Genomic DNA, 23,017 nt, shown 5'->3' with positions numbered 1-23,017 from the left:
ACAAAGTAGTTGACAGAACCGGTACTCAGTATTATTATGTAGTGGTACATAGTACTAAAGAGTAGTTTAGGGAGGAAAAGCAGTGAAGCAGACAGAGTTGCTAAAAGGCATTTTAGAAGGTTTAGTTTTAGCCATCATCCGAAGGAAAGAAACATATGGTTATGAAATTACAAAAATTTTAAATGACCAAGGTTTTACTGAAATTGTTGAAGGAACCGTTTATACGATTTTACTGCGTTTAGAAAAAAATCAATGGGTTATAGCTGAAAAAAAGCCTTCAGAAAAAGGGCCAATGCGGAAGTTCTATCGCTTAACCTCATCAGGAGAAGCAGAACTCGCTGATTTTTGGCAGCGGTGGACGTTGCTTTCAAAACAAGTAAACAAGATGAAAAAAATGGAGGGATAGAGCATGTCAAATTTTAAAGCGTTGATCAAAAAAGTTGTGGGGGATAAAAAAGAGTACAAAGAATATAAACGACGGATTGCAGCATTACCAGCAGAGTATCGACAAGTATTTCAAGAAATTGAAAAATATGCATGGCATTTTTCAGATCATAGCGGAGCCAATATGTTCAATGCGTTGACTGATTTACTTGATTTGTTTGAAGAAGGAGCTGCTAACGGAACACCTATCAAAAATATTACGGGAGAAAAAGTAGGCGATTTTGCTGAAACAATTGTCAATGAAGTCGCTGGCAAATGGACCGATAAACAGAAAGAAAAACTGAATCATCAATTTTCTAAACAATAGTCAAAACAAAAAAAGGAGAATAAACATGGTTGAAAATTTTTTTAAAGAAGGAAAGTTGCTGGTTATTCCCAAGAAAAATGCGAAAAAAGTCCAAGTGTTTCAACGTGTGGCCAACCAATTTGAATTTGGGAAAGAATATACGGAAAAAGAAGTCAATCAGCGACTTAGAGAAATCTATGAAGATTATGCACTTTTGAGACGGTATTTAGTAGATTATCAGTATTTAGAAAGAGATAAGTTTGGAAAAATTTATCAGAAATGTGAGCAACACACAAAAATTATATAAATGGCTTTTTTTAAAAGTAGCGAAACTAGGTGAAATGAACCAAGTCTAGCTACTTTTTGTTATGTAAGCTTAGTAATAGTTCTATAAAAAACTCTCTATTTGTTTTCTAACTCAGACTGGTAAGATTGATTTAATTAGAAAAAGATAGAGGTGAGAGAATGAATCTACGTACTTTAGGTCTAACAAAAATTCTTTTGACCTTTATTATATTAAGTATTATTGGCGCGTTAATGATTTATAGCGCCAGTAGCTATGACTTGTTGATGCAAGGCGTGAAGCCCACTGCTGTGTTTATTAAACAAGGCATTATTATGTGTCTCAGCTGGGTGCTAATGTTCGTGATTTACAAAGTTCGACTAGAAGTGTTATTTAATAAGAAAATTGCGATTGGACTGCTTTTAGTTTCGGTACTATTACTGTTAATGGTTCGACTACCTTTTTTTGGTGTAGCAGCGAATGGCGCACAACGTTGGATTTCTCTCTTTGGAATCCAGTTTCAGCCATCAGAACTTTGTAATTTTGCGATTATTTATTACTTGAGCTGTTATTTAGGTGAAAAAGAAAATGGCTTGACAACGAAGCAGTTAAGGAAACAATTGCTGTTTGTTTTGGTCGTTGCATTTTTAGTTTTGATTCAACCCAAAGTTGGCGGGGCCATTCTTATTTTAGTTATTGGCAGTGTCTTGATTTTCTCAGCAAGTATTCATGCAAAATTTAGTGTAATTGCTGCGGGGATTGTCGTTGCTAGCGCGGCGCTTCTTTCTAAAATAATTATTTTTCTAGGCGATCACCAGTACTTACCACATTTTTTTGCGCATGTGTATGACCGCTTAGTTGTTTTGAAAAATCCGTTTTTATCCTTTCATGATCGCGGATTTCAGCCTTCAATGGCCTATTTAGCGATGTATAACGGTGGGTTTTGGGGCACTGGACTAGCCAATGGTATGGTAAAAAAAGGTGGCTTGCCAGAAGGTCAAACCGATTTTATCTTTGCGGTGATTGTGGAAGAACTTGGTTTGATTGGCGGCTTACTATTACTATTTCTTTTGTTATTTTTAGCGGCCTCGATTTTGCGGAGTAGTTGTGTAATAAAAAATCATTGTTACGGCTTGTTTTTGTTAGGAGTCGGGACCTTGATTTTAGCTCAAACGGCGATTAACATTGGTGGCGTTTTGGGTTTGATTCCAATGACGGGAATTCCTTTACCGTTTGTTAGTTACGGTGGGACAAGTTATTTAATCTTTTCAGTGGCATTAGGAATCGTCATTAAAATTATTGCAAACGAAAGGCGGCAGTTAAATGGTCAATACAAAAAAATTCAACTTACATCTTAATTATGATTTATTATTGCCCATTTTTTTACTCACACTTTTATCTTCTGGTGTGCAATATTGGATTGCCGTTAATGAAGGAAAAGACGGAACTGTGCCAGCATTAAAACAACTCTTCTTTATTTTTGTTGGCTATGCAGGCATGTTTTTAGCTAGTCGGCTGTCACAGAAGTTTATTTGGAAAGTAGCTCCTTTTTTCTATGGGTTTTCATTAATCTTAATGAGTGCTTTGTATTTTTCCTATGACAAAGGAATGTATTTATTGACGGGCACAAAGCGCTGGTTAGATTTAGGGTTTATTAAATTTCAGCCATCAGAAATTGCGAAAATTGCGTTTATTTTAATGTTGGCAAAAATTATTGTCCAACATGAGCAACAAGACAGGTCTGATAAATGGCGTTCAGACAAGCAACTTCTAAAAAAAATCGTTGCGGTTAGTGTCCCTGTTTTTTTCTTGATGGCGGTACAAAAAGATTTTGGGACATCCCTTGTTTTCGTAACGATTATTCTATCTCTTTTAGTTATTTCAGGAATTGATCGCAAAATTTTAATCATTATTTTCAGTGCTTTAGCAACGTTAGGCGTGGTCTTGATTCTGTTAGTCTTTACAGAGTGGGGGCACAAAGTACTCTTCTTTTTACATTTTAAACAATATCAATTGGATCGAATTTTAGCATGGATTCATCCCTATGATTATGTCGATAAAATCTCCTATCAACAAGTGCAAGGCTTATTGGCAATTGGTTCGGGTGGTTTATTTGGCAAAGGTGTACATGGGATTGAGGTGTATGTTCCTGTTCGTGAGTCTGATATGGTTTTTACTTTTATCGGGGAAGCCTGGGGCTTTGTGGGCAGTGCCACCGTTGTTTTTCTCTATTTTTACTTGTTTTATCAAGTTTTAGTAGCTGGCTTGCGGAGCAATTCGCGTTTCTGTATGTACATCTGTGTCGCCCTTATTTTTTCGCTGGTCTTTCAAACGGTGGAGAATATCGGTGCGGTGATTGGACTGTTGCCGTTAAAAGGTATTCCGCTTCCGTTTTTAAGTCAAGGAGGCACTTCGTTAGTGATGGCTATCACTTCTTTAGGATTTGTCAAAGGAAGAGAAGCCGCTACCTGAAAACACAAATAAAAACCAAGACTGGAACTCGCTTGCCGACAAGCTCTAGTCTTGGTTTTTACTATTGAAATTGTTTTTGGCATTCAGCCAAAAGTTGTTGAAGTTGTCGACTCATGTAACGTTCTTTTAAATAATAAACTGCCATGTTTCGTTTAGGTAGTTCTTGGTAAGTTAGTGTATGGATCGAATTGTCTAAAAGTTGAATATTTGTGTATTCGGGGACAATAGCGAAACTATCGGAATGAGACACCAAATGAGTAATAAGTGAAAGAGTATCCACTTGAATGACTTTCTCTGGAGAAAAATTAGAAAACGTAGTATCTAGCCAATTGGTTAATTTGTTTTGCTCGGAAAATTCGGTATTTAAACGGACGAAGGGGTACATTGTTAGTTCTTTTAAAATTTCTTCCGTCGTGGCTTTTGCCAAAGCTGGATGATCGTTTCTTAAAATGAATTGATAATTTGCTGTAAATAAATCAATTTTACCAATATGTTCAGGTAATGGTAAGTCAGCAAAGGAAATACCAAAATCTGCATCCATTGTTTCCAAGGATTGAAGAATATTTTCTGTAATAATAGTGTGGACTTGTAAGTTGGATGAACGATCCGTTAATGTTGTCATTAGTAAGTCATTCAATTTATATTCTAAATCACAGAGATAAGTGGCTACATAAATATGGTTGGAAGAATGATTAATTTCTTTTAGCTCTTCTTCAATTGAGACCAACTCATTGGTGATGCGCCAACAATATTTTTCTAAAATTAATCCAGCTGGTGTTAAGGTGGTAGTTTGGCCTTGGCGATTAAAAAGTTCCGCGCCTAACGTTGCTTCAAGAATTTTTATTTGCTTACTTAATGCAGCTTGAGAAATTGCTAAATTTTCGGCTGCTTTAGTAAATTGTTTCACTTTGCATAACTCTAAAAAATAATGTAAACGAAATAGTTCCATGGGAATTCCTCCTTTTTCTATTCCTAGAATAAATAACGTAATTGTTCGAATAAATAACGGTGTGCTTCACAATGTCCGTGATGATTATTCTGAACTAAATAGATGGCTCGTTCTGGACTATCTTCCAGAGGAATACCAACTAAGTTACGTCTGTTTAGTTCATCAGTGAGTGAATAGGGAAGGATGCTACAGGCTTTTTCTCGTTGGACCATGTCTAAGACTAAATGAAGAGAAGGGAGTTCGATGACGATTTGCCGATTTTCCCAATTGATTTTACGTTCCCAACGTTTAAACACTTTTTTTTCATATACTTGATCGGAATATGCAGCAAAAGGTAAAGAACGAATTTCGTCAATCGTCACGCTATCGGCATGGGCTAAAGGATGATTTTTATTGACACAAAGGAGATAGCTTTCTGTATAAATTAATTCTTTCTCTAATGGAATCGAGGTATCCAAAAATATCCCAATCCCAATGTCAATTAAATCTGTTTCCAAGGCTGTTTCAAGATCGTAATAATACTTAAAATCAATACTTACATACGGATAGGATTGATTAAATAACAACAAGACTTCTCCAAATGCTTTATCTATATCAATTAAGTTTGTTCCAATCCGAATGGTCGTTGTCGATCCTTGGGTCACTAATTCATTAATCTCTTCTTGCGCTTCCTTAATGAGTGCAAAAATCATTTCTGTTCGCTTGGCGACGACTTCGCCTGCTGGAGAAAGCCGACAATGTTTCTTGTCTCTTAAAATTAATGAAGCACCTAATTCACGTTCCAACTCCTTGAGCTGGGTACTTAAATAAGGTTGACTCGTATGGAGCTTTTGAGAAGCTAAAGTAAAACTCGCATACTTTGAAACTGCCATAAAATATTCTAGTTGTTGTAATTTCATTTTCCTCACCGCCGTTTCTTTAACTATACAAAAAATAGCAGAAGAAAAGCTTCTCGACAAGGCTATCTGACGGTCTTTAGATTAATTTAACCAGTTATGATTCTATGAATAAATACGAATCATACCAGAAAACCATAGTAAATAAGCGGATTATTTTTCTTTTTGTTACTGAATGGACAAAAAGTTATCTGCTAAAAACTTTTTCTATATCGTTATTTTTTCAAGGAAGAATTATACTTGCTGTTGTAATTAAATAAGATTTGTTAGGTGAGGCTCCTATACAAACATAGGCTACTGCCCAAAAATGTCGAGAGACGCCAATGGGTAGAACAGGAACTGTCGAATGAAGGCTTTTCTTAAGGTAGCTAAAAGCAATCGCTTTTTACGTTGTATAGTGCTAAAGCTCAACGATAAGAACGATTATTCTTTGACACGTTGAGTTTTCAGCGTGTCTTTTTTTGTGGAAAGGGTGAGGAAAATGGAAGATGAACCGATCGTCAATTCAAGTCAACAACAGATAAATGAGGTGAAAGAAAATGGAAAAGAAAATGCGTCACTTGGGCCATGACTATAGTTACAAAAAGTTTGCCCATTCAGAAGTAGAAAAAGTTTTACAACGTTTCGGCTCAACTTGGGATGGCATTAAACACCAAGATATTGAAGAATTACAAGAACGTTATGGCCGCAACAAAATTATGAATGAAAAAAAAGCTTCACGGCTGCGACTTTTTATAAAATCGTATATCACGCCGTTTACTTTGGTGTTACTAGCACTAGCCACGATTTCATTTTTTACAGAATATGTCTATGCTGCGCCAGAGGAAAAAGATGTTACTGGCGTGTTAATCATGTTAGCGATGGTCATCTTAAGTGGCACGATGAGTTTTGTCCAATCAGTCAAATCAAGCAATGCAGTTGAAAAATTACAAAATATGATTAAAGTTACAGCGACAGTCATTCGCGACAAGAAGCAAATGGAAATTCCTATTGAGGAAGTTGTGTGTGGCGACTTAGTCCAACTATCCGCTGGCGATATGATTCCAGCCGATTTACGTTTAATCCAATCTAAGGACTTATTTGTTTCCCAATCATCCTTGACTGGAGAGAGTTTTCCCATTGAAAAACACGCGACTCATCAAAAAGATAGTGATCAAATTGATACAGAATACGACAATCTTTTGTTTTTAGGAACAAATGTCATTAGTGGCACTGGTTTGGGCATTGTCATTAAAGTTGGTAATCAAACTTTATTCGGACGGATGGCTTCTGATAACGGAGAAGAGCAACAGCAGACGAGTTTTGAAACAGGAATTAATAAAACAACGTGGGTGCTGATTCGCTTTATGTTGGTCATTACGCCAACTGTTTTTCTAATTAATGGGTTAACAAAAGGCGATTGGGTGGAAGCGTTAATGTTTGCGATTGCCACAGCTGTCGGCTTGACACCAGAAATGTTACCTATGATTGTAACAACCAATTTAGTCAAAGGTTCTCGAGAAATGGCTAAAGAAGGCACGATTATGAAAAATGTCAATGCCATTCAAAATTTTGGCGGGATGGATGTACTTTGTACGGATAAAACAGGTACCTTAACACAAGATAAAGTAATTTTAGAATACCACTATAATATTGGGTGCCAAGAAGATCAAAAAGTCTTGGATTTAGCATTTCTAAACAGTTATTTTCAAACAGGTTTGCGTAATTTAATGGATAACGCCGTTATTCAAGCGGCGACGCAAGAAAGTGATATACAATCAGATGATTTTTATAAAGTAGATGAAATTCCTTTCGATTTCAATCGACGTCGAATGAGCGTGATTATCAAAGAGTTTAAAACGCGAGAAACACGCTTAATTACCAAAGGTGCGGTTGAAGAAATGCTCTTGGTCTGCACACAGGTACTTTTAGATGGCGAAATTGTGCCCTTAACAGAGACGCTGCGTCAAAAAATTACCAAAGACGTTGAAGCTTTAAATCGAGATGGTTTGCGCGTTCTAGCAATTGCCGATAAAAAAGTCGAAGCGGCTGAATGGGAGTATACAACGAAAGATGAATCAGAGTTGATTTTACAAGGCTATCTTGCCTTCTTGGATCCGCCAAAAGAAACAGCAGCGGCAGCTATTCACGCCTTGCATCAACATAATGTAGCTGTGAAAGTATTAACGGGGGACAATCAGTATGTGACACATTCTGTTTGTAAAGAAGTTGGTCTGGCTGGCGAAAAAATTATTACAGGAAATGAACTTCAACAATTAAACCAAGAAGAATTAAGAAAAACCGTTCAAGCGTATAATATTTTCGCCAAAATTACGCCTGACCAAAAAGTTCGTATTGTAAATGCGTTAACTGAAAATGGTCAAACTGTTGGCTTTTTAGGTGATGGAATAAATGATGCTGGAGCAATGCGTGCTGCTGATGTAGGAATCTCTGTTGATACAGCTGTCGATGTGGCGAAAGAATCGGCGGATGTAATTTTATTGAGAAAAGATTTAATGGTTTTGGAAAAAGGAATTTTATCTGGACGGCGCGTGTTTACGAACACGATGAAGTACGTCAAATTAACAGCAAGTTCTAATTTTGGCAATGTTTTTTCCGTGATCCCAGCAAGTATCTTTTTACCATTTTTACCGATTGCTCCGATTCAATCGCTATTATTAAATCTAATTTACGATACTTCGTGTATGTCAGTTCCTTGGGACAAAGTAGATGAAGAATACGTAGAAAAACCAAAAAAATGGGAACCAAAATCAATTGGTAATTTTATGCGTTGGTTTGGTCCAACGAGTTCTATTTTTGATATTGTTACCTATTTATTTATGTATTTCATTGTGTGTCCGGCTATCCTAGGTGGCTCATTCTTTGAATTAAATGGAGCAGATCAATTGCTCTTTATCGGTATTTTCCATGCAGGATGGTTCATTGAGTCCTTATGGTCCCAAATGCTCGTCTTGCATTTCCTACGAACAGAAAAAATGCCTTTCCTTCAAAGTAGTGCTTCTGGAATTATGACGTTAGTCACTACAGCAGGGATTGTTCTCGGAACTGTTTTACCCTTTACCGCTTTCGGTGCAGAACTAGGATTTGTCGGTTTATCACCAAGCTATTTCTTGTATTTAATCCCGACAATTGTTGCTTATTTAGCACTGGTTGCGTTCATTAAAGTTTTATACGTCAAACGTTACGGTCAATTACTGTAACTGATTTGTACTATTATATATAGAAAAATTTTTTTACTTTTCTTTCAAGGTTGAGGAGGTGTCGGTTTTTATGACAGCTCCTCGTTGTTGTTTTAAGTGACTGTGCGAATTTTTTTATGGATTTATTTGTCATTTACAGTTAGTATGGCTAGTAGAGACTTTCCAAAAAGAACGAGCTTTTTGGTAATAAGGAGATAAAACGAGCTAATGACCAAAACAAACCAACTTTCAACTTCAACGCCGATGTTCGATCGGTCGGCCTATATTCATATTCCATTTTGTGAGCATATTTGTTATTATTGCGATTTTAACAAGGTCTTTTTAGAAGGACAACCAGTTGATGAATATATTCAGAGTTTATTAAAAGAAATTCAACTTACGCAAGCATTGTATCCAGAACAAGAAATGAAAACCATCTATATTGGCGGAGGCACGCCAACTTCATTATCAGCGAAACAGTTAGATGTGCTACTAAAAGGGGTTCGCGAACAGCTAACGTTTGATGACCGAAATGAATTTACGGTGGAAGCAAACCCTGGTGATTTAACCCAAGAAAAATTACAAGTCATGAAAAACTATGGCGTCAATCGTCTTTCGATGGGCGTTCAGACATTTGATGATCGCTTGCTCAAAAAAATCGGTCGCAAGCACACCGCCGCAGATGTTTATGAAACAATGAAATTTTTAGAGAAAGAAAATTTTACCAATGTCAGTATTGACTTAATCTATGCTTTACCTGGACAAACATTGGAAAGTTTTCGCGATACTTTGACAAGAGCCTTAGCATTGGACTTGCCGCACTATTCGCTTTATTCATTAATTCTTGAAAATAAAACAATGTTCATGAACTGGGTTCGTCAAGGACGGTTACAGCTGCCTGAAGAAGAAATCGAAGCACAAATGTTTGACGAAACGATTGAAGCAATGGAGAAAAAAGGACGTCACCAATATGAAGTCAGTAATTTTGCTTTAACAGGAAAAGAAAGCCAGCATAATCTGGCTTATTGGAATAATGACCACTACTATGGATTTGGCGCAGGTGCCAGCGGCTATCTTGGGCAAACTCGTTACAAAAATCACGGTCCAATCCAACATTATTTGAAACCCTTGCGAGAAAATCAATTGCCAATTGTGGAGACTGAAGAATTAACTCGTCTAAATCAAATAGAAGAAGAGCTATTTTTAGGCTTACGTAAAAAAGTAGGCATTTCTAAACAAAAATTCCAACAAAAATTTCAGGAACCAATTGAAGCAATTTATGGAGAGGTCATTCAACGCTTAATCAAAGAAGAATTATTAATTGAAGAAGCAGATATCTTACGTTTAACGAAAAAAGGGCTATTTGTGGGGAATAATGTTTTTGAAGCATTTTTGTTAAGTGAAAAAGAGTAAAAAAATAAAAAAATCATCGAAGTGTGACAAAGCATTTCGATGATTTTTTTATTACAAAAGTTGGTATTGATGGTTTTTGAAGGTGGTTTGCAGCGATTAGCACTCTTGCGTTAAGAGTGCTAAAAAGTTGCGTATTTCCCTTGACAAAAAGGTAAGGACTTGTTATATTAGTATATGTAGTTAGCACTTAGATGTTAAGAGTGCTAATGAAGGGTGGTAATAACGATGATTACAGAAAGACAACAAAATATCTTGAGACTTATCATCCAAAATTACACGAACACGGGCTTACCTGTCGGTTCTAAGAAATTGATGGAGGATGGCATTGCCTCTAGTTCTGCCACAATTCGTAATGATATGAAAGCATTAGAGGAATACGGCTTATTAGCTAAGACCCATTCTTCTTCAGGGCGAATCCCCTCAATGGCTGGTTATCGTTACTACGTGGATCATCTTTTACAACCAACACAAGTAGAAGAGAACGAACTTAGAAGAATCCGTCAATCTTTTGGAAAAGAATTTCATGAGATTAATGATATTATTCGACAATCAGCTGAAATTCTATCAGAATTGACAAGTTATACTGCTTTTTCATTAGGACCTGAAGTGAAAGAACGGAAATTAACCGGCTTTCGAATGGTTCCTTTGAATGATCGGCAAGTCCTTGCTATTATAGTGACAGATAAAGGCAATGTTGAAAACCAAGTATTTGCCATTCCTGCCGCTGTTTCTAGCCAAGATCTTGAAAAAATGACACAAATCATCAATGATAAGTTGGTTGGACAACCTTTGTTGACCGTTTATCATCGTTTACGGACGGAGATTCCGATGATTTTACATCGCTATTTCCAAACGCCAGAAGGAATGATGAACTTATTCGATGAGATGTTAGGACATGCCTTTGAAGAAAAAGTCTTTGTCGGTGGTCGCATGAATTTGTTAGATTTTGGCATCAAACAAGATATTGAACAATTGAAATCTGTCTATTCCTTTATGCAAAATTCTGATGAGCTGACGCATTTATTAAATGGTTCTGCAACAACAGAAAATCCAATTGTTTTTCGTATCGGCTCAGAAATTGGCAACAATCTCTTAGAAGATATGAGCATGATCACTGCTACGTATGAAGTATCAGGACATGGCAAAGGAACAATTGCCCTGCTAGGACCAACCAGTATGCCGTATTCAAAAATATTCGGTTTGGTAGACACGTTTCGACATGAGCTAGCTTCACAACTAGGTGACTATTACCGTTTTTTAGGTAATTAAGCAAACCTTGTTAGGATAAGAAGTAGATGCATAAAGAGAAAGGAAGTTGCTGAAGTGAGTAAAAAAGAAGAGAAGCAAGAAGAATTACAAGAAGAAATGGAAGCTGTTGATGCTGCTGGCGTTTCTGAAGTAGAAGTTGAAGCAACAGAGATTGAAAATCTTAAAGCAGAGCTTTCCGAAATGGAAGACAAGTTCTTGCGGGCAAGAGCCGAAATTGCTAATATGAGCAATCGAAATAAAAACGAACGAGAATTATTAGTTCGTTACCGCTCACAAGATTTAGGTAAAAAGATTTTACCATCCATTGATAATTTAGAACGAGCAATGGCTATTGAAGTATCAGATGAACAAGGCGAAAGCTTGAAAAAAGGTATTTCGATGGTGCTAGAAAGTATTACTGTGGCTTTAAAAGAAGAAGGAATAGAAGAAATCCCAGCAATGGGTGAAACCTTTGATCCAAATTTACATCAAGCCGTTCAAACAGTCCCTGCTTCTGAAGAAACCCCAGCAGATACCATTGTTGAAGTTCTACAAAAAGGGTACAAATTACAAGATCGTGTGTTACGACCATCAATGGTCATTGTTGCACAATAACAAACGTTAATTAAAAATATATTATTATAGAAAACTAATACAGATTGGAGATATTCACTATGAGTAAAATTATTGGTATTGACTTAGGAACAACAAACTCAGCTGTCGCAGTGCTAGAAGGCGGCGAAGCGAAAATTATTGCAAACCCAGAAGGTAACCGCACAACTCCTTCGGTCGTTTCATTCAAAAACGGTGAAATTCAAGTGGGCGAAGTAGCAAAACGTCAAGCTGTTACAAATCCTAACACGATTTCATCTATTAAACGTCACATGGGTGAAGCTGGCTACAAAGTTGATGTTGAAGGAAAATCATATACACCACAAGAAGTTTCTGCAATGATCTTACAATATTTAAAAGGTTTTGCTGAAGACTATTTAGGTGAAAAAGTTGAAAAAGCAGTTATTACAGTTCCTGCATATTTCAACGATGCGCAACGTCAAGCAACAAAAGATGCTGGTAAAATTGCTGGTTTAGAAGTAGAACGGATCGTTAACGAACCAACAGCAGCAGCTTTAGCTTATGGCTTAGATAAAACAGACAAAGATGAAAAAATTCTTGTCTTTGACCTTGGTGGTGGTACATTCGACGTGTCAATCCTTGAATTAGGCGATGGCGTTTTCGATGTATTATCAACAGCCGGTGATAACAACCTAGGTGGGGATGACTTTGATAATAAAATCATTGACTACATGGTTGCAGAATTTAAAAAAGAAAATGGCATTGACTTAGCTAACGATAAAATGGCATTACAACGTTTGAAAGATGCTGCTGAAAAAGCGAAAAAAGACTTATCAGGTGTAACAAGCACACAAATCAGCTTGCCATTTATTACTGCTGGCGAAGCAGGACCATTGCACTTAGAAATGAACTTAACTCGTGCAAAATTTGATGAATTAACAAGTGATTTAGTTGAACGTACAAAAGTACCAGTACGTCAAGCCTTGAAAGATGCTGGATTAAATCCTTCTGAAATCGACGAAGTTATCCTAGTTGGTGGTTCAACACGTATTCCAGCTGTAGTTGAAGCTGTTCGCAAAGAAACAAACAAAGAACCAAACAAATCAGTTAACCCTGACGAAGTAGTAGCAATGGGTGCTGCAATCCAAGGTGGCGTAATCACTGGTGATGTTAAAGACGTTGTCTTATTAGACGTAACACCGTTGTCATTAGGGATTGAAACAATGGGTGGCGTATTTACAAAATTAATTGATCGTAACACTACGATTCCAACAAGTAAATCACAAGTATTCTCAACTGCTGCTGACAATCAACCAGCTGTTGATATTCACGTTTTACAAGGTGAACGTCCAATGGCCGCTGATAATAAAACATTAGGTCGTTTCCAATTAACAGATATTCCTGCGGCTCCTCGTGGTGTGCCACAAATTGAAGTAAGCTTTGACATTGATAAAAACGGGATTGTAAATGTTCGTGCGAAAGACTTAGGCACTCAAAAAGAACAAACAATCACGATTAAATCTTCTTCAGGTTTATCTGATGATGAAATCGAACGTATGGTGAAAGATGCTGAAGCAAACGCTGAAGCAGATAAACAACGTAAAGAAGAAGTTGACTTACGTAACGATGCAGATGCTTTATTATTCACTGTTGATAAAACATTGAAAGAATTAGAAGGCAAAGTAGACGCTGAAGAAGTGAAAAAAGCAGAAGATGCGCGTGATGAATTAAAAGCAGCGATCGAAGCAAACGATATCGAACAAATGAAAGCAAAACGTGATTCATTGAATGAAATCGTCCAAAACTTAACAGTAAAACTTTACGAACAAGCTGCGCAACAACAAGCACAAGAAAATCCTGAAGCTGCCCAAGGTGGCGCTGATGATGTTGTTGATGCTGATTTTGAAGAAGTAAATGGTGATGACAAATAATCAATAACAATTGATTTTAGGGACTGGATCATTAGTACAATGACTAATGTCCCAGTCCCTTGTCTTTTGTGAGAAAATCAACCACAATCAAGTTAGCAAGAAACTATTTAGGTTTTGAAAGAACTGTGGTATGATTACAACGATGTTAAACAAGCTGAAAATACCTATTCACAGCTAGTAACACTGATTCAAGGTGTGACAGATAATCCAACCAGAGAGACCGAAAGCAATCGATGAATTTGGCTGGTTCTAAACACATTGTAAAGTTTGAAGAAAGTTGGAGGGAAGTCAATGGCGACGAAACGAGATTATTATGAAGTGCTAGGATTAGCAAAAGGTGCTTCAGATGATGAAATTAAAAAAGCATACCGCAAACTTTCCAAAAAGTACCATCCAGATATTAACAAAGAAGCCGATGCGGAAGAAAAATTTAAAGAAGTTTCTGAAGCGTATGAAGTATTAAGTGATCCACAGAAAAAAGCGGCCTATGACCAATATGGCCATGCAGGAACTGATCCTAATTACGGTGGCGGCGCTGGTGGCTTTGGCGGTTTCGGTGGCGGCGGATTTAGCAGTAGTGGTTTTGGTGGATTCGAAGATATTTTCGATTCATTCTTTGGCGGCGGCGGTGGTCGTTCTGTTGATCCAAATGCACCAAGACAAGGCGCCGATTTACAATATACAATTCAATTGAAATTTGAAGAAGCTATTTTCGGTGTCGAAAAAGAGATTAAGTACAATCGAGAAGATACTTGTGCAACCTGTGGCGGTAATGGCGCCAAACCAGGCACACACCCAGAAACTTGTCATAAATGTCATGGCTCTGGAACAATCAATGTTGAACGTCAAACGCCATTAGGTCGTATGATGAGTCGTCAAACTTGTGATGTGTGTCATGGCACAGGGAAAGAAATTAAAGAACCATGTCCAACTTGTCATGGCACAGGTCATGAGAAAAAAGCACATACTGTCAAAGTAAATGTGCCTGCTGGAGTAGAAGACGGTCAACAAATGCGCTTAGCTAACCAAGGAGAAGCGGGTACCAATGGTGGACCATATGGTGATTTATATGTAGTCTTTCGTGTTGAAGATAGTGATATTTTCGATCGAGATGGCGCAGAAATCTACTACGATTTACCAGTAAGTTTTGTCCAAGCGGCTCTAGGGGACGAAGTAACTGTCCCAACTGTTCATGGTGACGTGAAATTAAAAATTCCGGCTGGAACACAAACTGGCACAAACTTCCGCTTAAGAGGCAAAGGTGCGCCACGTTTACGTGGTGGGGGCAATGGTGATCAACACGTGAAAGTGAAATTAATAACACCAAAAAATCTTAATGAAGAACAAAAGGATGCCCTACGAGCTTTTGCAAAAGCTGGCGGACAAAATGTAACTGAACAACAAGAAGAAGGCTTCTTTGATAAAATGAAAGATGCGTTTGGCGGTAAGAAGAAAAAATAAACCAATCGAGTCAGAGACAAAAGTAGTTAGCTCCAAGTGTTCATCACTCTTGAAAGCTAAATTGCAACGAGTAATTGCAGATACTGCTTTTGTTTAGCTGATTATTTTAAGATTTAGAGAGTGGGACATAAGTCGTTTTGACTTATGTCCTATTTTCGTTTTTTATTTCCAAACATTTTACGAGAATATTTTAAAATTTAGCGTATACTTAATATAAGCAAGTTAGGAGGGCTTATTTATGAAACCATATGTTTACGTAATCAGTGATATTCATGGACAAGCAGATTTGTTTGATGCCTTACTTACAGACTATGACCCAGTTGAGCATCAGCTAGTTTTAATTGGTGATTTAAACGACCGTGGTCCGGATTCTAAAGCCTGTTTTCTCAAAGGAAAAGAACTTGTCGAGCAACACGGCGCTGTTTATTTACGAGGCAATCATGAAGAATATTTTTTGCAGTTTCTTCAAAATCCAGAGGACTGGTTTGCAGGATATATTCGCAATGGTGGCAAGGAAACAATTGAAAGCCTCTTGCATCCAGGAGCTACTGCAGAATACTCACCAACAGAAATGGCCTTAATGATCCGTAGTCGCTATCCAGAGTTAATTGATTTTTTAACAAAACGACCACTTTATTTTGAATGGCAGCATTACTTATTTGTGCATGCTGGGGTTGATTTAACGATGGAAGATTGGCGGCAAACAGCACCTAAGGATTTTTTGTGGATTCGCGAACCCTTTCATCAAGGGAAAAATAATACAGGCAAGACCATTGTTTTTGGTCATACCATTACTCCGATGTTACATGGTGATATGCAGACCACGGACCTTTGGCAAAGTGATGGAAAAATTGGGATAGATGGTGGTGCTATTTTTGGCGGCTCTGTACATGGTGTGATTTTTAATGAAAAAGGCATTGTCCAAGATATCGAATATCAAAAACGCACCCCTGCGTGGCAACCAGAATTTTGATTCCTTAATCGCATGAATCAGTTACCTCACTTCTATATTTAGAAGCAAAAATATGCTAAAATAGATAAGTATGCATAAGAAAAGAGGTATCTAGTTAATGGCAGAAGCTTATAACGAAGAAGTAGTAGCGCTACTTCAAAAAGAATTGACAACGTATCGTTCAAAACAAATAACAACGGTTTTAACTTTATTAAATGAAGGAAATACAGTTCCTTTTATTGCCCGTTACCGGAAAGAAATGACTGGAAGTTTAGATGAAGTCCAAATCCGTGAAATAGAAGAACGTTATCATTATTTACAAAACTTGAAAAAGCGGAAAGAAGAAGTTCTCCGTTTAATTGAAGAGCAAGGAAAACTAACAAAAGAACTCAAAACAGATATTCAAAAAGCAGTAAAAATGCAACAAGTGGAAGATTTATATCGACCATATAAACAAAAACGTCGGACTAAAGCGACTATCGCGAAAGAAAAAGGGTTGGAACCATTAGCAGATTGGTTGCTCTCTTTACCTGAAAACGCGGATATCTTAGCTAAAGCGGCTACTTTTATTAATGAAGAAAAAGAAGTTGCAACCGCTGAAATAGCCTTGCAAGGTGCTCATGAAATTTTAGCAGAACGTATTAGCGATGAACCAAAATACCGAACATGGTTACGTGATTATATGGTTAAACATGCGCAATACGTTAGCGTAGTTAAGGACGAAGAAAAAGACGAAAAGCGGACCTATGAAATGTATTACGATTTTGCAGAACCAGTTAGCAAAATGGTGCCGCACCGTGTCTTAGCAACGAATCGTGGTGAAAAAGAAGACATTTTAAAGGTTTCCCTTGTCGCTGATGAAACAAAAATTAATGATTATTTCCAACGTCAACTAATCGGCAAACAAGCAACAAGTTTTGCTGCTCCATACATTGAGGCTGCTTATTTAGATAGCTATAAACGATTTATTGGACCAGCGATTGAACGGGAGATCCGCAATGAATTAACAGAAAAAGCTGATGAACAAGCGATTGCAATTTTCGGTGAAAATTTACGTAATTTATTATTACAGTCACCACTTAAAGGAAAAGTTGTTCTAGGATTTGACCCGGCTTATCGGACAGGCTGTAAATTAGCAGTTGTCGATGAAACTGGTAAAGTTTTAGCAATTCAAGTGATTTATCCACATAAACCAGCGACTGCTGCGAAACGTGAAGCCGCTGGTCCAGCCTTTAAAAAGATCATTGAAGACTATCAAGTGGACATGGTAGCTATTGGAAACGGAACGGCAAGTCGTGAATCTGAATTGTTTGTGGCAGAGCAATTAAAAGCGGTCAAGCGGGACGTCTTTTACGTGATTGTTAATGAAGCAGGGGCTTCCGTTTACTCTGCGAGTGAAGTGGCTCGTAAAGAGTTTCCTGATTTACAAGTCGAAGAACGAAGTGCGGTCAGCATTGCACGTCGTTTACAAGATCCGTTGGCAGAATTAGTAAAAATTGATCCCAAAGCAGTCGGGGTCGGTCAATATCAGCATGACGTATCGCAAAAACGTCTTGCCGAGCAATTGGATTTTGTTGTAGAAACTGCGGTAAACCAAGTTGGTGTTGATGTGAATACAGCGAGTGCTCAACTTTTACAACATATTTCTGGCTTAAATAAAACAACGGCGCAAAACTTAGTCACTTATCGTGATGAAAATGGTGTCTTCACAGCACGAAATCAAGTCAAAAAAGTACCTCGTTTAGGACCAAAAGCATTTGAACAAGCAATTGGCTTTTTACGAATTCCTAATGGCAAAAATGTGTTAGATAACACTGGCATTCACCCAGAAAGTTATCCAGTAGCACAAGCAATTTTAGAAAAAGCAGAGATTGCTTCTAAAGAATTAGGGACAGCAGAAGCTATCGAAAAATTGAAACAGTTACCAGTGAATCAATTAGCTACTGAGTTAGAAGTTGGTTCAGAAACACTCACAGATATTATTGCTAGTTTAATCCAACCAGGTCGTGATATGCGCGATGAGATGTCCGCGCCACTTTTACGTAAAGACGTGTTGACAATGGAAGATTTGAAACCAGGAATGGAAATGCAAGGGACTGTTCGAAACGTAATTGACTTTGGCGCGTTTGTCGATATTGGTGTGAAGCAAGATGGCTTAGTCCACATTTCTAAGTTAAGTACTAAATTTGTTAAGCACCCAACGGATGTTGTTGCGGTGGGGGATGTAGTCACAGTTTGGGTAGAAGATGTTGACTTGAAAAAGGGGCGTATTAGTTTAACTATGTTGCCTCGGGCTGATAGAAAAGAGTAGCAATGAAAGAGTCTCAACCAGTCTTGATGACAGATCAAGCGCTTCAAACGCTAGTGGAAAAAATTTCAATCGTATTTTTTCAGAAACCTTTTCTGCATCAAGCTACATTTAATCGGCGGTTAAAAACTACGGGCGGTCGCTATCATTTAGCTTCGCATCACCTGGATTTTAATCCAACTGTTTTTTTAAAGTATGGACAAGAGGAACTGGAAAAAGTCATTAAGCATGAGTTATGTCACTATCATTTACATTTAGCTGGCAAAGGCTATCAGCATAAAGATAAGGACTTTAAAGAGTTATTGGCTAAGACTGGCGGTGCCCGTTACGCACCGCCTCTAGTAGAACGGAAAAAAGCAGTTTTCCATCAGTACCAATGTCAGTCTTGTGGAGAAGTCATCCTCAGAAAACGACGAATTGATACGACACGATATGTCTGCGGAAAATGTCATGGGCGTTTGTCCTGGCAAGCGAAAAAAGAACAAATCTAACAATTCTGGTCTTTGTTATCTTGACAAAGACCAGTAATTATTTTAGGATAAATAAGTGCTCTTAAAATGCAGATGTGTTGGAATTGGCAGACAAGCATGATTGAGGGTCATGTGGACAGATGTCCGTGTGGGTTCGAGTCCCATCATCTGCATCAACTAGTATAACAAGAGGTCGGGACAGAAGTGTTTAACTCCGAGAAATAAGAAGGAGTTGCTTCTGTTCCCACCGTTTATCAGTTTTTGAGCGTGGAGCAAAAATCCAAAGTGATTTTTGTCCCACGCTCTTGTTTATTACGGAAAAACCATCAATTTTTTATTAAATTCTGATATTTATTATTGCTTTTTCATTATAGTTGGCGTAACTTTAGAGTATAAATTTGTGAAGCGAGGGAGTCCGTGTGAGAAATTTTAAAAAATCCGATAAATTAAATAACGTAAGTTACGATGTCCGTGGTCCTGTTTTAGAAGAAGCAGAACGCATGCAAGAAGAGGGCATACGTATTTTGAAATTAAATACAGGGAATCCAGCGCCATTTGGTTTTGATGCCCCAAATGAAATTGTGCGCGACATGATTGTGAATGTTCGCGATTCAGAAGGTTATTCCGATTCAAAAGGTATTTTTTCTGCAAGAAAAGCGATTGAACAATATTGCCAATTAAAAAAATTTCCTAATGTAACGATTAATGATATTTACACTGGTAATGGCGTGAGTGAACTAATTACCATGTGTATGCAAGGCTTGTTAAATAACGGCGATGAAGTACTTGTGCCAATGCCAGACTATCCTTTATGGACTGCTTCTGTTTCTTTGGCGGGCGGTACACCCGTTCATTATATTTGTGATGAGCAAGCAGAATGGTATCCAGACATTGATGATATAAAATCAAAAATAACTTCGAATACAAAAGCAATCGTTATTATCAATCCCAATAATCCGACTGGTGCTTTATATCCGAAAGAGTTATTACTAGAAATTGTCGAAGTGGCACGTCAAAATGATTTAATTATTTACTCCGATGAAATTTATGATCGTTTGGTCATGGACGGTTTGGTTCATGTACCGATTGCTACATTAGCTCCTGATTTATTTGTCGTAACATTGAATGGTTTGTCAAAATCACATCGAGTGGCAGGCTTCCGATGCGGTTGGATGGTGTTAAGTGGAGATAAATCACGAGTAAAAGGGTATATCGAAGGGCTAAATATGCTTGCTTCCATGCGGTTATGTTCGAATGTGTTGTCACAACAAATCATTCAAACCGCATTAGGCGGCTATCAAAGTGTCGATGATTTACTTTTACCAGGTGGCAGAATTTACGAACAACGAGAATTTATTTACAATGCGATAAATGATATTCCTGGTTTATCAGCCGTGAAGCCTAAAGCAGCTTTCTATATTTTCCCGAAAATTGATACGGCCAAATTTGACATTTATGATGATGAAAAATTTGTTTTAGATTTCTTACACAAACATCATATTTTATTAGTCCATGGTGGTGGGTTCAATTGGCAACAACCAGATCACTTCCGTATTGTTTATTTACCGAAGATGGAAGACTTAAAAACTACAGCAGATAAAATGCGTGAATTTTTAAGTACCTACAAACAAAAATAAAAGAGCTACCAAAAAATAGCCTCTAACGAAGCTATTTTTTGGTAGTTCTTGTTTTATCAACAATACTATTCTGCGGTTTCACATGCTTTTTTACTAATAATCATTCGGTTGGTATATTTTTCTTCCATATCAGGACTAGGATTTGCTACTACGATGAGATAAGAATTTTCATACTCCTTCTCCACAAAGCCTGAATAATTTGTTTTTTCCCAAATGAAGTGAACCTTTTTCTCTTCGGCCATACAATAACACTCCTTTTTAATAAAAATGAACCTATTTATTTTCTAAGAAAACCTTAGATAATGTTCTTGCAGTATATTATGCAATAAAGTACAATAAAAGCATAATGCGAATTCGCATATTTTGACAAAATCCCCATTTTGCAAGGAAAATGGCCGATATAAATAGGAGCTATTGTGATGAATTCTTTAGGTGCAGTTATTAAAGAAATTAGAAAAAATAGAAAATTGACACAGAAAATGTTATCAGAAGACATCTGTTCGCAAAGTGTTTTAAGTCGCATTGAAAACAATGAAGAGTTGCCAAACGTTCTCGTAATGCAACAACTTTGTGATCGTTTAGGTGTGACTGTTGACCAGATTATGCGTTATAAATCTGGTGATGTGCACGTTGTTACGTATTCATTTGAAAAAATGGCTGAATATTTTCGCCATAAAAAATATCAATTATTATTAAATTATTTAAAGGAAAATCGTATTGAAGAACAATTGTATTTAGATACGGACTGGCAAAAATATTATTATTATTTAGGTAGTTGTGAATTGTTTGTTCTAAATGATTATGAAAAAGCTATTGCTAGCTTGCGTAAAGGGTTATCTTTCACCTATAAAGCTGATAAGTTAAATGTTTCTGATTTAGAGATTCAATTAATTAGTTGTCTAGGTGCCACTTATGGTTACATGGGCAATCGAGTAGAAGCAGAACGATTTTTAAGTTTGAGTATTCATTATTTTAATCAATTGCCAAATGAACGCAGTAATGCAGAATTAACGAAAATATTTTTTAATTATGCTGATTTCTTATTTAAAAATTATACAGAAAAAGATGCCGAAATTTATGTGGATCAAGGAATTACTTGGGCCCGCAAAAAAAATAGTTATTATTATTTAAGTGAATTATTAAATCTAAAATATTTAGTTTTAATGAGAAAGAATAAACACGAAGAAGCAGAACGTTATCTGAACTTAGCGCAACAAATGAAAAATGTGGAAAGTGGCAATCTTTAAAAAATCCTCAGAATTGCTTAAAAGGTCTACACCATTTCTTGACTTTTGTACTGATTAAGAGTACTTTTGAAGTAAGTAAAATAAAGAAAGAAGGATGAAGATGAAAACATTTATCTTTGCAGACAAGTTCTTTTTAAAAAGCGATGTTAAAGGACCTGGTTATTTAGAAATCACGGATGGTATCTTTGGTAATTATACAAAAGATGAACCGCAAGGGGACGTAAAAATTATTCGTGAGGAAGGCAAATGGATTGCCCCAGGTTTAGTGGATACTCATATTCATGGTTACATGAATCATGACGTAATGGATAACGATGCAGAAGGCATTAAAGTGATGTCTGAAGGCTTATTATCTTGTGGTGTAACTTCATTTTTACCAACAACATTAACTTCAAGTAAAGAACGTTTAACAGACGTTGCACGTACGATTGGTCAAGTCTACCAAGAAGTACCTGGTGCAAAAATTCAAGGGATTTACTTTGAAGGACCTTTCTTTACTGAAGAACATAAAGGCGCACAAAATCCAAGTTATTTTGGAGATCCAGACCTTGATACATTCCACGAATGGCAAGAAGCTTCAGGCGGAATTATTAAGAAAATTGCGTTGGCACCAGAACGTAATGGTGTGAAAGAATTTGTTGAAACCGTTACAGATGAAGGTGTCGTTGTTGCTTTAGGCCATAGTAATGCGACCTTAGAAGAAGCTGATGTGGCAGTTGAAGCAGGCGCTAGCGTTTTTGTTCATGCATATAATGGGATGCGTGGCTTAAATCACCGTGAACCAGGGATGGTTGGTGCATTGTTAACGTTACAACACGTTTTCTCTGAATTAATTTGTGATGGACACCATGTACATCCGCAAGCGGCTGAAGTATTGATGGAAAAAGCGGGCCATGATCACGTTGCGTTAATTACAGACTGCATGATGGCTGGCGGTATGCCAGATGGCAACTACAATTTAGGTGAATTTCCTGTTGTGGTAGCAGAAGGAACGGCTCGTTTGGATACTGGGAACTTAGCAGGTAGTATTTTAAAACTAAAAGAAGCAATTAAAAATGTAGTTGATTGGGGTATTGCAACACCTGCACAAGCAATTATGATGGCTTCATTAGTTCCTGCGATCAGCTGTAAAATTGATGATCAATGCGGCATGATTGCAAATGGTCGTGATGCTGACTTTATCGTATTAGAACCAACAATGGAATTAGCAGCTACTTATTTAGATGGCGTTGAACGTTATCGAGCATAAGACACAAGAAAAAGCTTGC

21 protein-coding genes, 1 tRNA gene and 1 riboswitch are annotated in these 23,017 nt (G+C 37.2%); of the genes, 19 read left to right on the top strand and 3 right to left on the bottom strand.

Features of this window, described 5'->3' with window-relative positions; translation table 11 throughout:
- The first annotated feature begins 82 nt into the window (after nt 1-82).
- The 5 genes from IGL80_RS08530 (at nt 83) to IGL80_RS08510 (ending at nt 3,485) form a co-directional block, all read left to right on the top strand.
- Nucleotides 83-406, top strand: a complete 324-nt coding sequence (locus tag IGL80_RS08530) for a PadR family transcriptional regulator (protein ID WP_002360473.1) — start codon at nt 83-85, stop codon at nt 404-406.
- Between the two features lie 3 nt (nt 407-409).
- Nucleotides 410-751 (top strand): DUF1048 domain-containing protein, encoded by a 342-nt coding sequence (locus IGL80_RS08525; protein WP_002357836.1) that lies wholly within the window; start codon nt 410-412, stop codon nt 749-751.
- A 25-nt stretch (nt 752-776) separates the two neighbouring features.
- The gene (locus tag IGL80_RS08520) at nt 777-1,037 is read left to right on the top strand and encodes a DUF2087 domain-containing protein (protein WP_002360471.1); all 261 of its coding nucleotides are present in this window, start codon (nt 777-779) and stop codon (nt 1,035-1,037) included.
- A gap of 158 nt (nt 1,038-1,195) precedes the next feature.
- On the top strand, nt 1,196-2,371 hold the full coding sequence (locus IGL80_RS08515; protein ID WP_085366473.1) for an FtsW/RodA/SpoVE family cell cycle protein: 1,176 nt from the start codon (nt 1,196-1,198) through the stop codon (nt 2,369-2,371).
- Nucleotides 2,337-3,485 (top strand): FtsW/RodA/SpoVE family cell cycle protein, encoded by a 1,149-nt coding sequence (locus IGL80_RS08510; protein ID WP_002360469.1) that lies wholly within the window; start codon nt 2,337-2,339, stop codon nt 3,483-3,485. Before IGL80_RS08515 ends, IGL80_RS08510 begins: the two co-directional genes overlap by 35 nt.
- A gap of 61 nt (nt 3,486-3,546) precedes the next feature.
- Here the strand turns inward: IGL80_RS08510 and IGL80_RS08505 are convergent, their stop codons facing one another.
- Both IGL80_RS08505 and IGL80_RS08500 read right to left on the bottom strand, forming a co-directional pair.
- Nucleotides 3,547-4,434, bottom strand: a complete 888-nt coding sequence (locus IGL80_RS08505; RefSeq protein WP_002357832.1) for a LysR family transcriptional regulator — start codon at nt 4,432-4,434, stop codon at nt 3,547-3,549.
- A gap of 23 nt (nt 4,435-4,457) precedes the next feature.
- A complete protein-coding gene (locus tag IGL80_RS08500; protein ID WP_002382245.1) occupies nt 4,458-5,333 on the bottom strand; it encodes a LysR family transcriptional regulator in 876 nt (291 codons plus the stop codon).
- Between the two features lie 252 nt (nt 5,334-5,585).
- Nucleotides 5,586-5,756: riboswitch (M-box (ykoK) riboswitch) on the top strand.
- A gap of 113 nt (nt 5,757-5,869) precedes the next feature.
- On the opposite strand from IGL80_RS08500, the gene mgtA reads away from it, so the two are divergent.
- From mgtA to IGL80_RS08440, 12 genes are all read left to right on the top strand, one after another.
- The gene (gene mgtA / locus IGL80_RS08495) at nt 5,870-8,530 is read left to right on the top strand and encodes a magnesium-translocating P-type ATPase (protein ID WP_002357830.1); all 2,661 of its coding nucleotides are present in this window, start codon (nt 5,870-5,872) and stop codon (nt 8,528-8,530) included.
- Between the two features lie 243 nt (nt 8,531-8,773).
- Nucleotides 8,774-9,922, top strand: coding sequence for a radical SAM family heme chaperone HemW (gene hemW, locus IGL80_RS08490; RefSeq protein ID WP_002360468.1), 1,149 nt, complete (start codon nt 8,774-8,776; stop codon nt 9,920-9,922).
- A 225-nt stretch (nt 9,923-10,147) separates the two neighbouring features.
- Nucleotides 10,148-11,191, top strand: a complete 1,044-nt coding sequence (gene hrcA / locus IGL80_RS08485) for a heat-inducible transcriptional repressor HrcA (RefSeq protein ID WP_002357828.1) — start codon at nt 10,148-10,150, stop codon at nt 11,189-11,191.
- 54 nt (nt 11,192-11,245) lie between these two features.
- Nucleotides 11,246-11,785, top strand: a complete 540-nt coding sequence (gene grpE / locus IGL80_RS08480) for a nucleotide exchange factor GrpE (RefSeq protein ID WP_002357827.1) — start codon at nt 11,246-11,248, stop codon at nt 11,783-11,785.
- Between the two features lie 59 nt (nt 11,786-11,844).
- Nucleotides 11,845-13,674, top strand: a complete 1,830-nt coding sequence (dnaK, locus tag IGL80_RS08475; RefSeq protein WP_002357825.1) for a molecular chaperone DnaK — start codon at nt 11,845-11,847, stop codon at nt 13,672-13,674.
- Between the two features lie 114 nt (nt 13,675-13,788).
- Nucleotides 13,789-13,911 carry a hypothetical protein gene (locus tag IGL80_RS08470; protein WP_002357824.1) on the top strand — a complete coding sequence of 41 codons (123 nt, stop codon included), beginning with the start codon at nt 13,789-13,791 and terminating at the stop codon, nt 13,909-13,911.
- Nucleotides 13,912-13,965: 54 nt separating this feature from the next.
- Nucleotides 13,966-15,135, top strand: coding sequence for a molecular chaperone DnaJ (gene dnaJ / locus IGL80_RS08465; protein WP_002357822.1), 1,170 nt, complete (start codon nt 13,966-13,968; stop codon nt 15,133-15,135).
- 238 nt (nt 15,136-15,373) lie between these two features.
- Nucleotides 15,374-16,108, top strand: coding sequence for a metallophosphoesterase family protein (locus IGL80_RS08460; RefSeq protein WP_002360467.1), 735 nt, complete (start codon nt 15,374-15,376; stop codon nt 16,106-16,108).
- Between the two features lie 97 nt (nt 16,109-16,205).
- Entirely contained in the window at nt 16,206-18,398 is a 2,193-nt protein-coding gene (locus IGL80_RS08455) for a Tex family protein (RefSeq protein ID WP_002360465.1), read from the top strand.
- Nucleotides 18,399-18,424: 26 nt separating this feature from the next.
- Nucleotides 18,425-18,886, top strand: coding sequence for a SprT family protein (locus IGL80_RS08450; protein ID WP_002365561.1), 462 nt, complete (start codon nt 18,425-18,427; stop codon nt 18,884-18,886).
- A 68-nt stretch (nt 18,887-18,954) separates the two neighbouring features.
- A tRNA-Leu gene (locus IGL80_RS08445) sits at nt 18,955-19,038 on the top strand.
- Nucleotides 19,039-19,284: 246 nt separating this feature from the next.
- Nucleotides 19,285-20,502 carry a pyridoxal phosphate-dependent aminotransferase gene (locus IGL80_RS08440; protein ID WP_002357817.1) on the top strand — a complete coding sequence of 406 codons (1,218 nt, stop codon included), beginning with the start codon at nt 19,285-19,287 and terminating at the stop codon, nt 20,500-20,502.
- A gap of 65 nt (nt 20,503-20,567) precedes the next feature.
- Here the strand turns inward: IGL80_RS08440 and IGL80_RS08435 are convergent, their stop codons facing one another.
- Nucleotides 20,568-20,744, bottom strand: coding sequence for a hypothetical protein (locus IGL80_RS08435; protein WP_002357816.1), 177 nt, complete (start codon nt 20,742-20,744; stop codon nt 20,568-20,570).
- 177 nt (nt 20,745-20,921) lie between these two features.
- Between IGL80_RS08435 and IGL80_RS08430 the strand changes: the two genes are divergently transcribed.
- Both IGL80_RS08430 and nagA read left to right on the top strand, forming a co-directional pair.
- Nucleotides 20,922-21,749 carry a helix-turn-helix domain-containing protein gene (locus IGL80_RS08430; RefSeq protein ID WP_002381942.1) on the top strand — a complete coding sequence of 276 codons (828 nt, stop codon included), beginning with the start codon at nt 20,922-20,924 and terminating at the stop codon, nt 21,747-21,749.
- Nucleotides 21,750-21,849: 100 nt separating this feature from the next.
- Complete coding sequence (gene nagA, locus IGL80_RS08425) at nt 21,850-22,998, top strand: N-acetylglucosamine-6-phosphate deacetylase (RefSeq protein WP_002357814.1); 1,149 nt, start codon at nt 21,850-21,852, stop codon at nt 22,996-22,998.
- Nucleotides 22,999-23,017 lie beyond the last annotated feature (19 nt).

It is taken from the genome of Enterococcus sp. DIV2467a, assembly GCF_050532945.1.
Lineage (GTDB): Bacteria > Bacillota > Bacilli > Lactobacillales > Enterococcaceae > Enterococcus > Enterococcus faecalis.
Note: the sequence above shows the minus strand (reverse complement) of the source record. Positions and strands in the feature narration are given on the sequence as shown.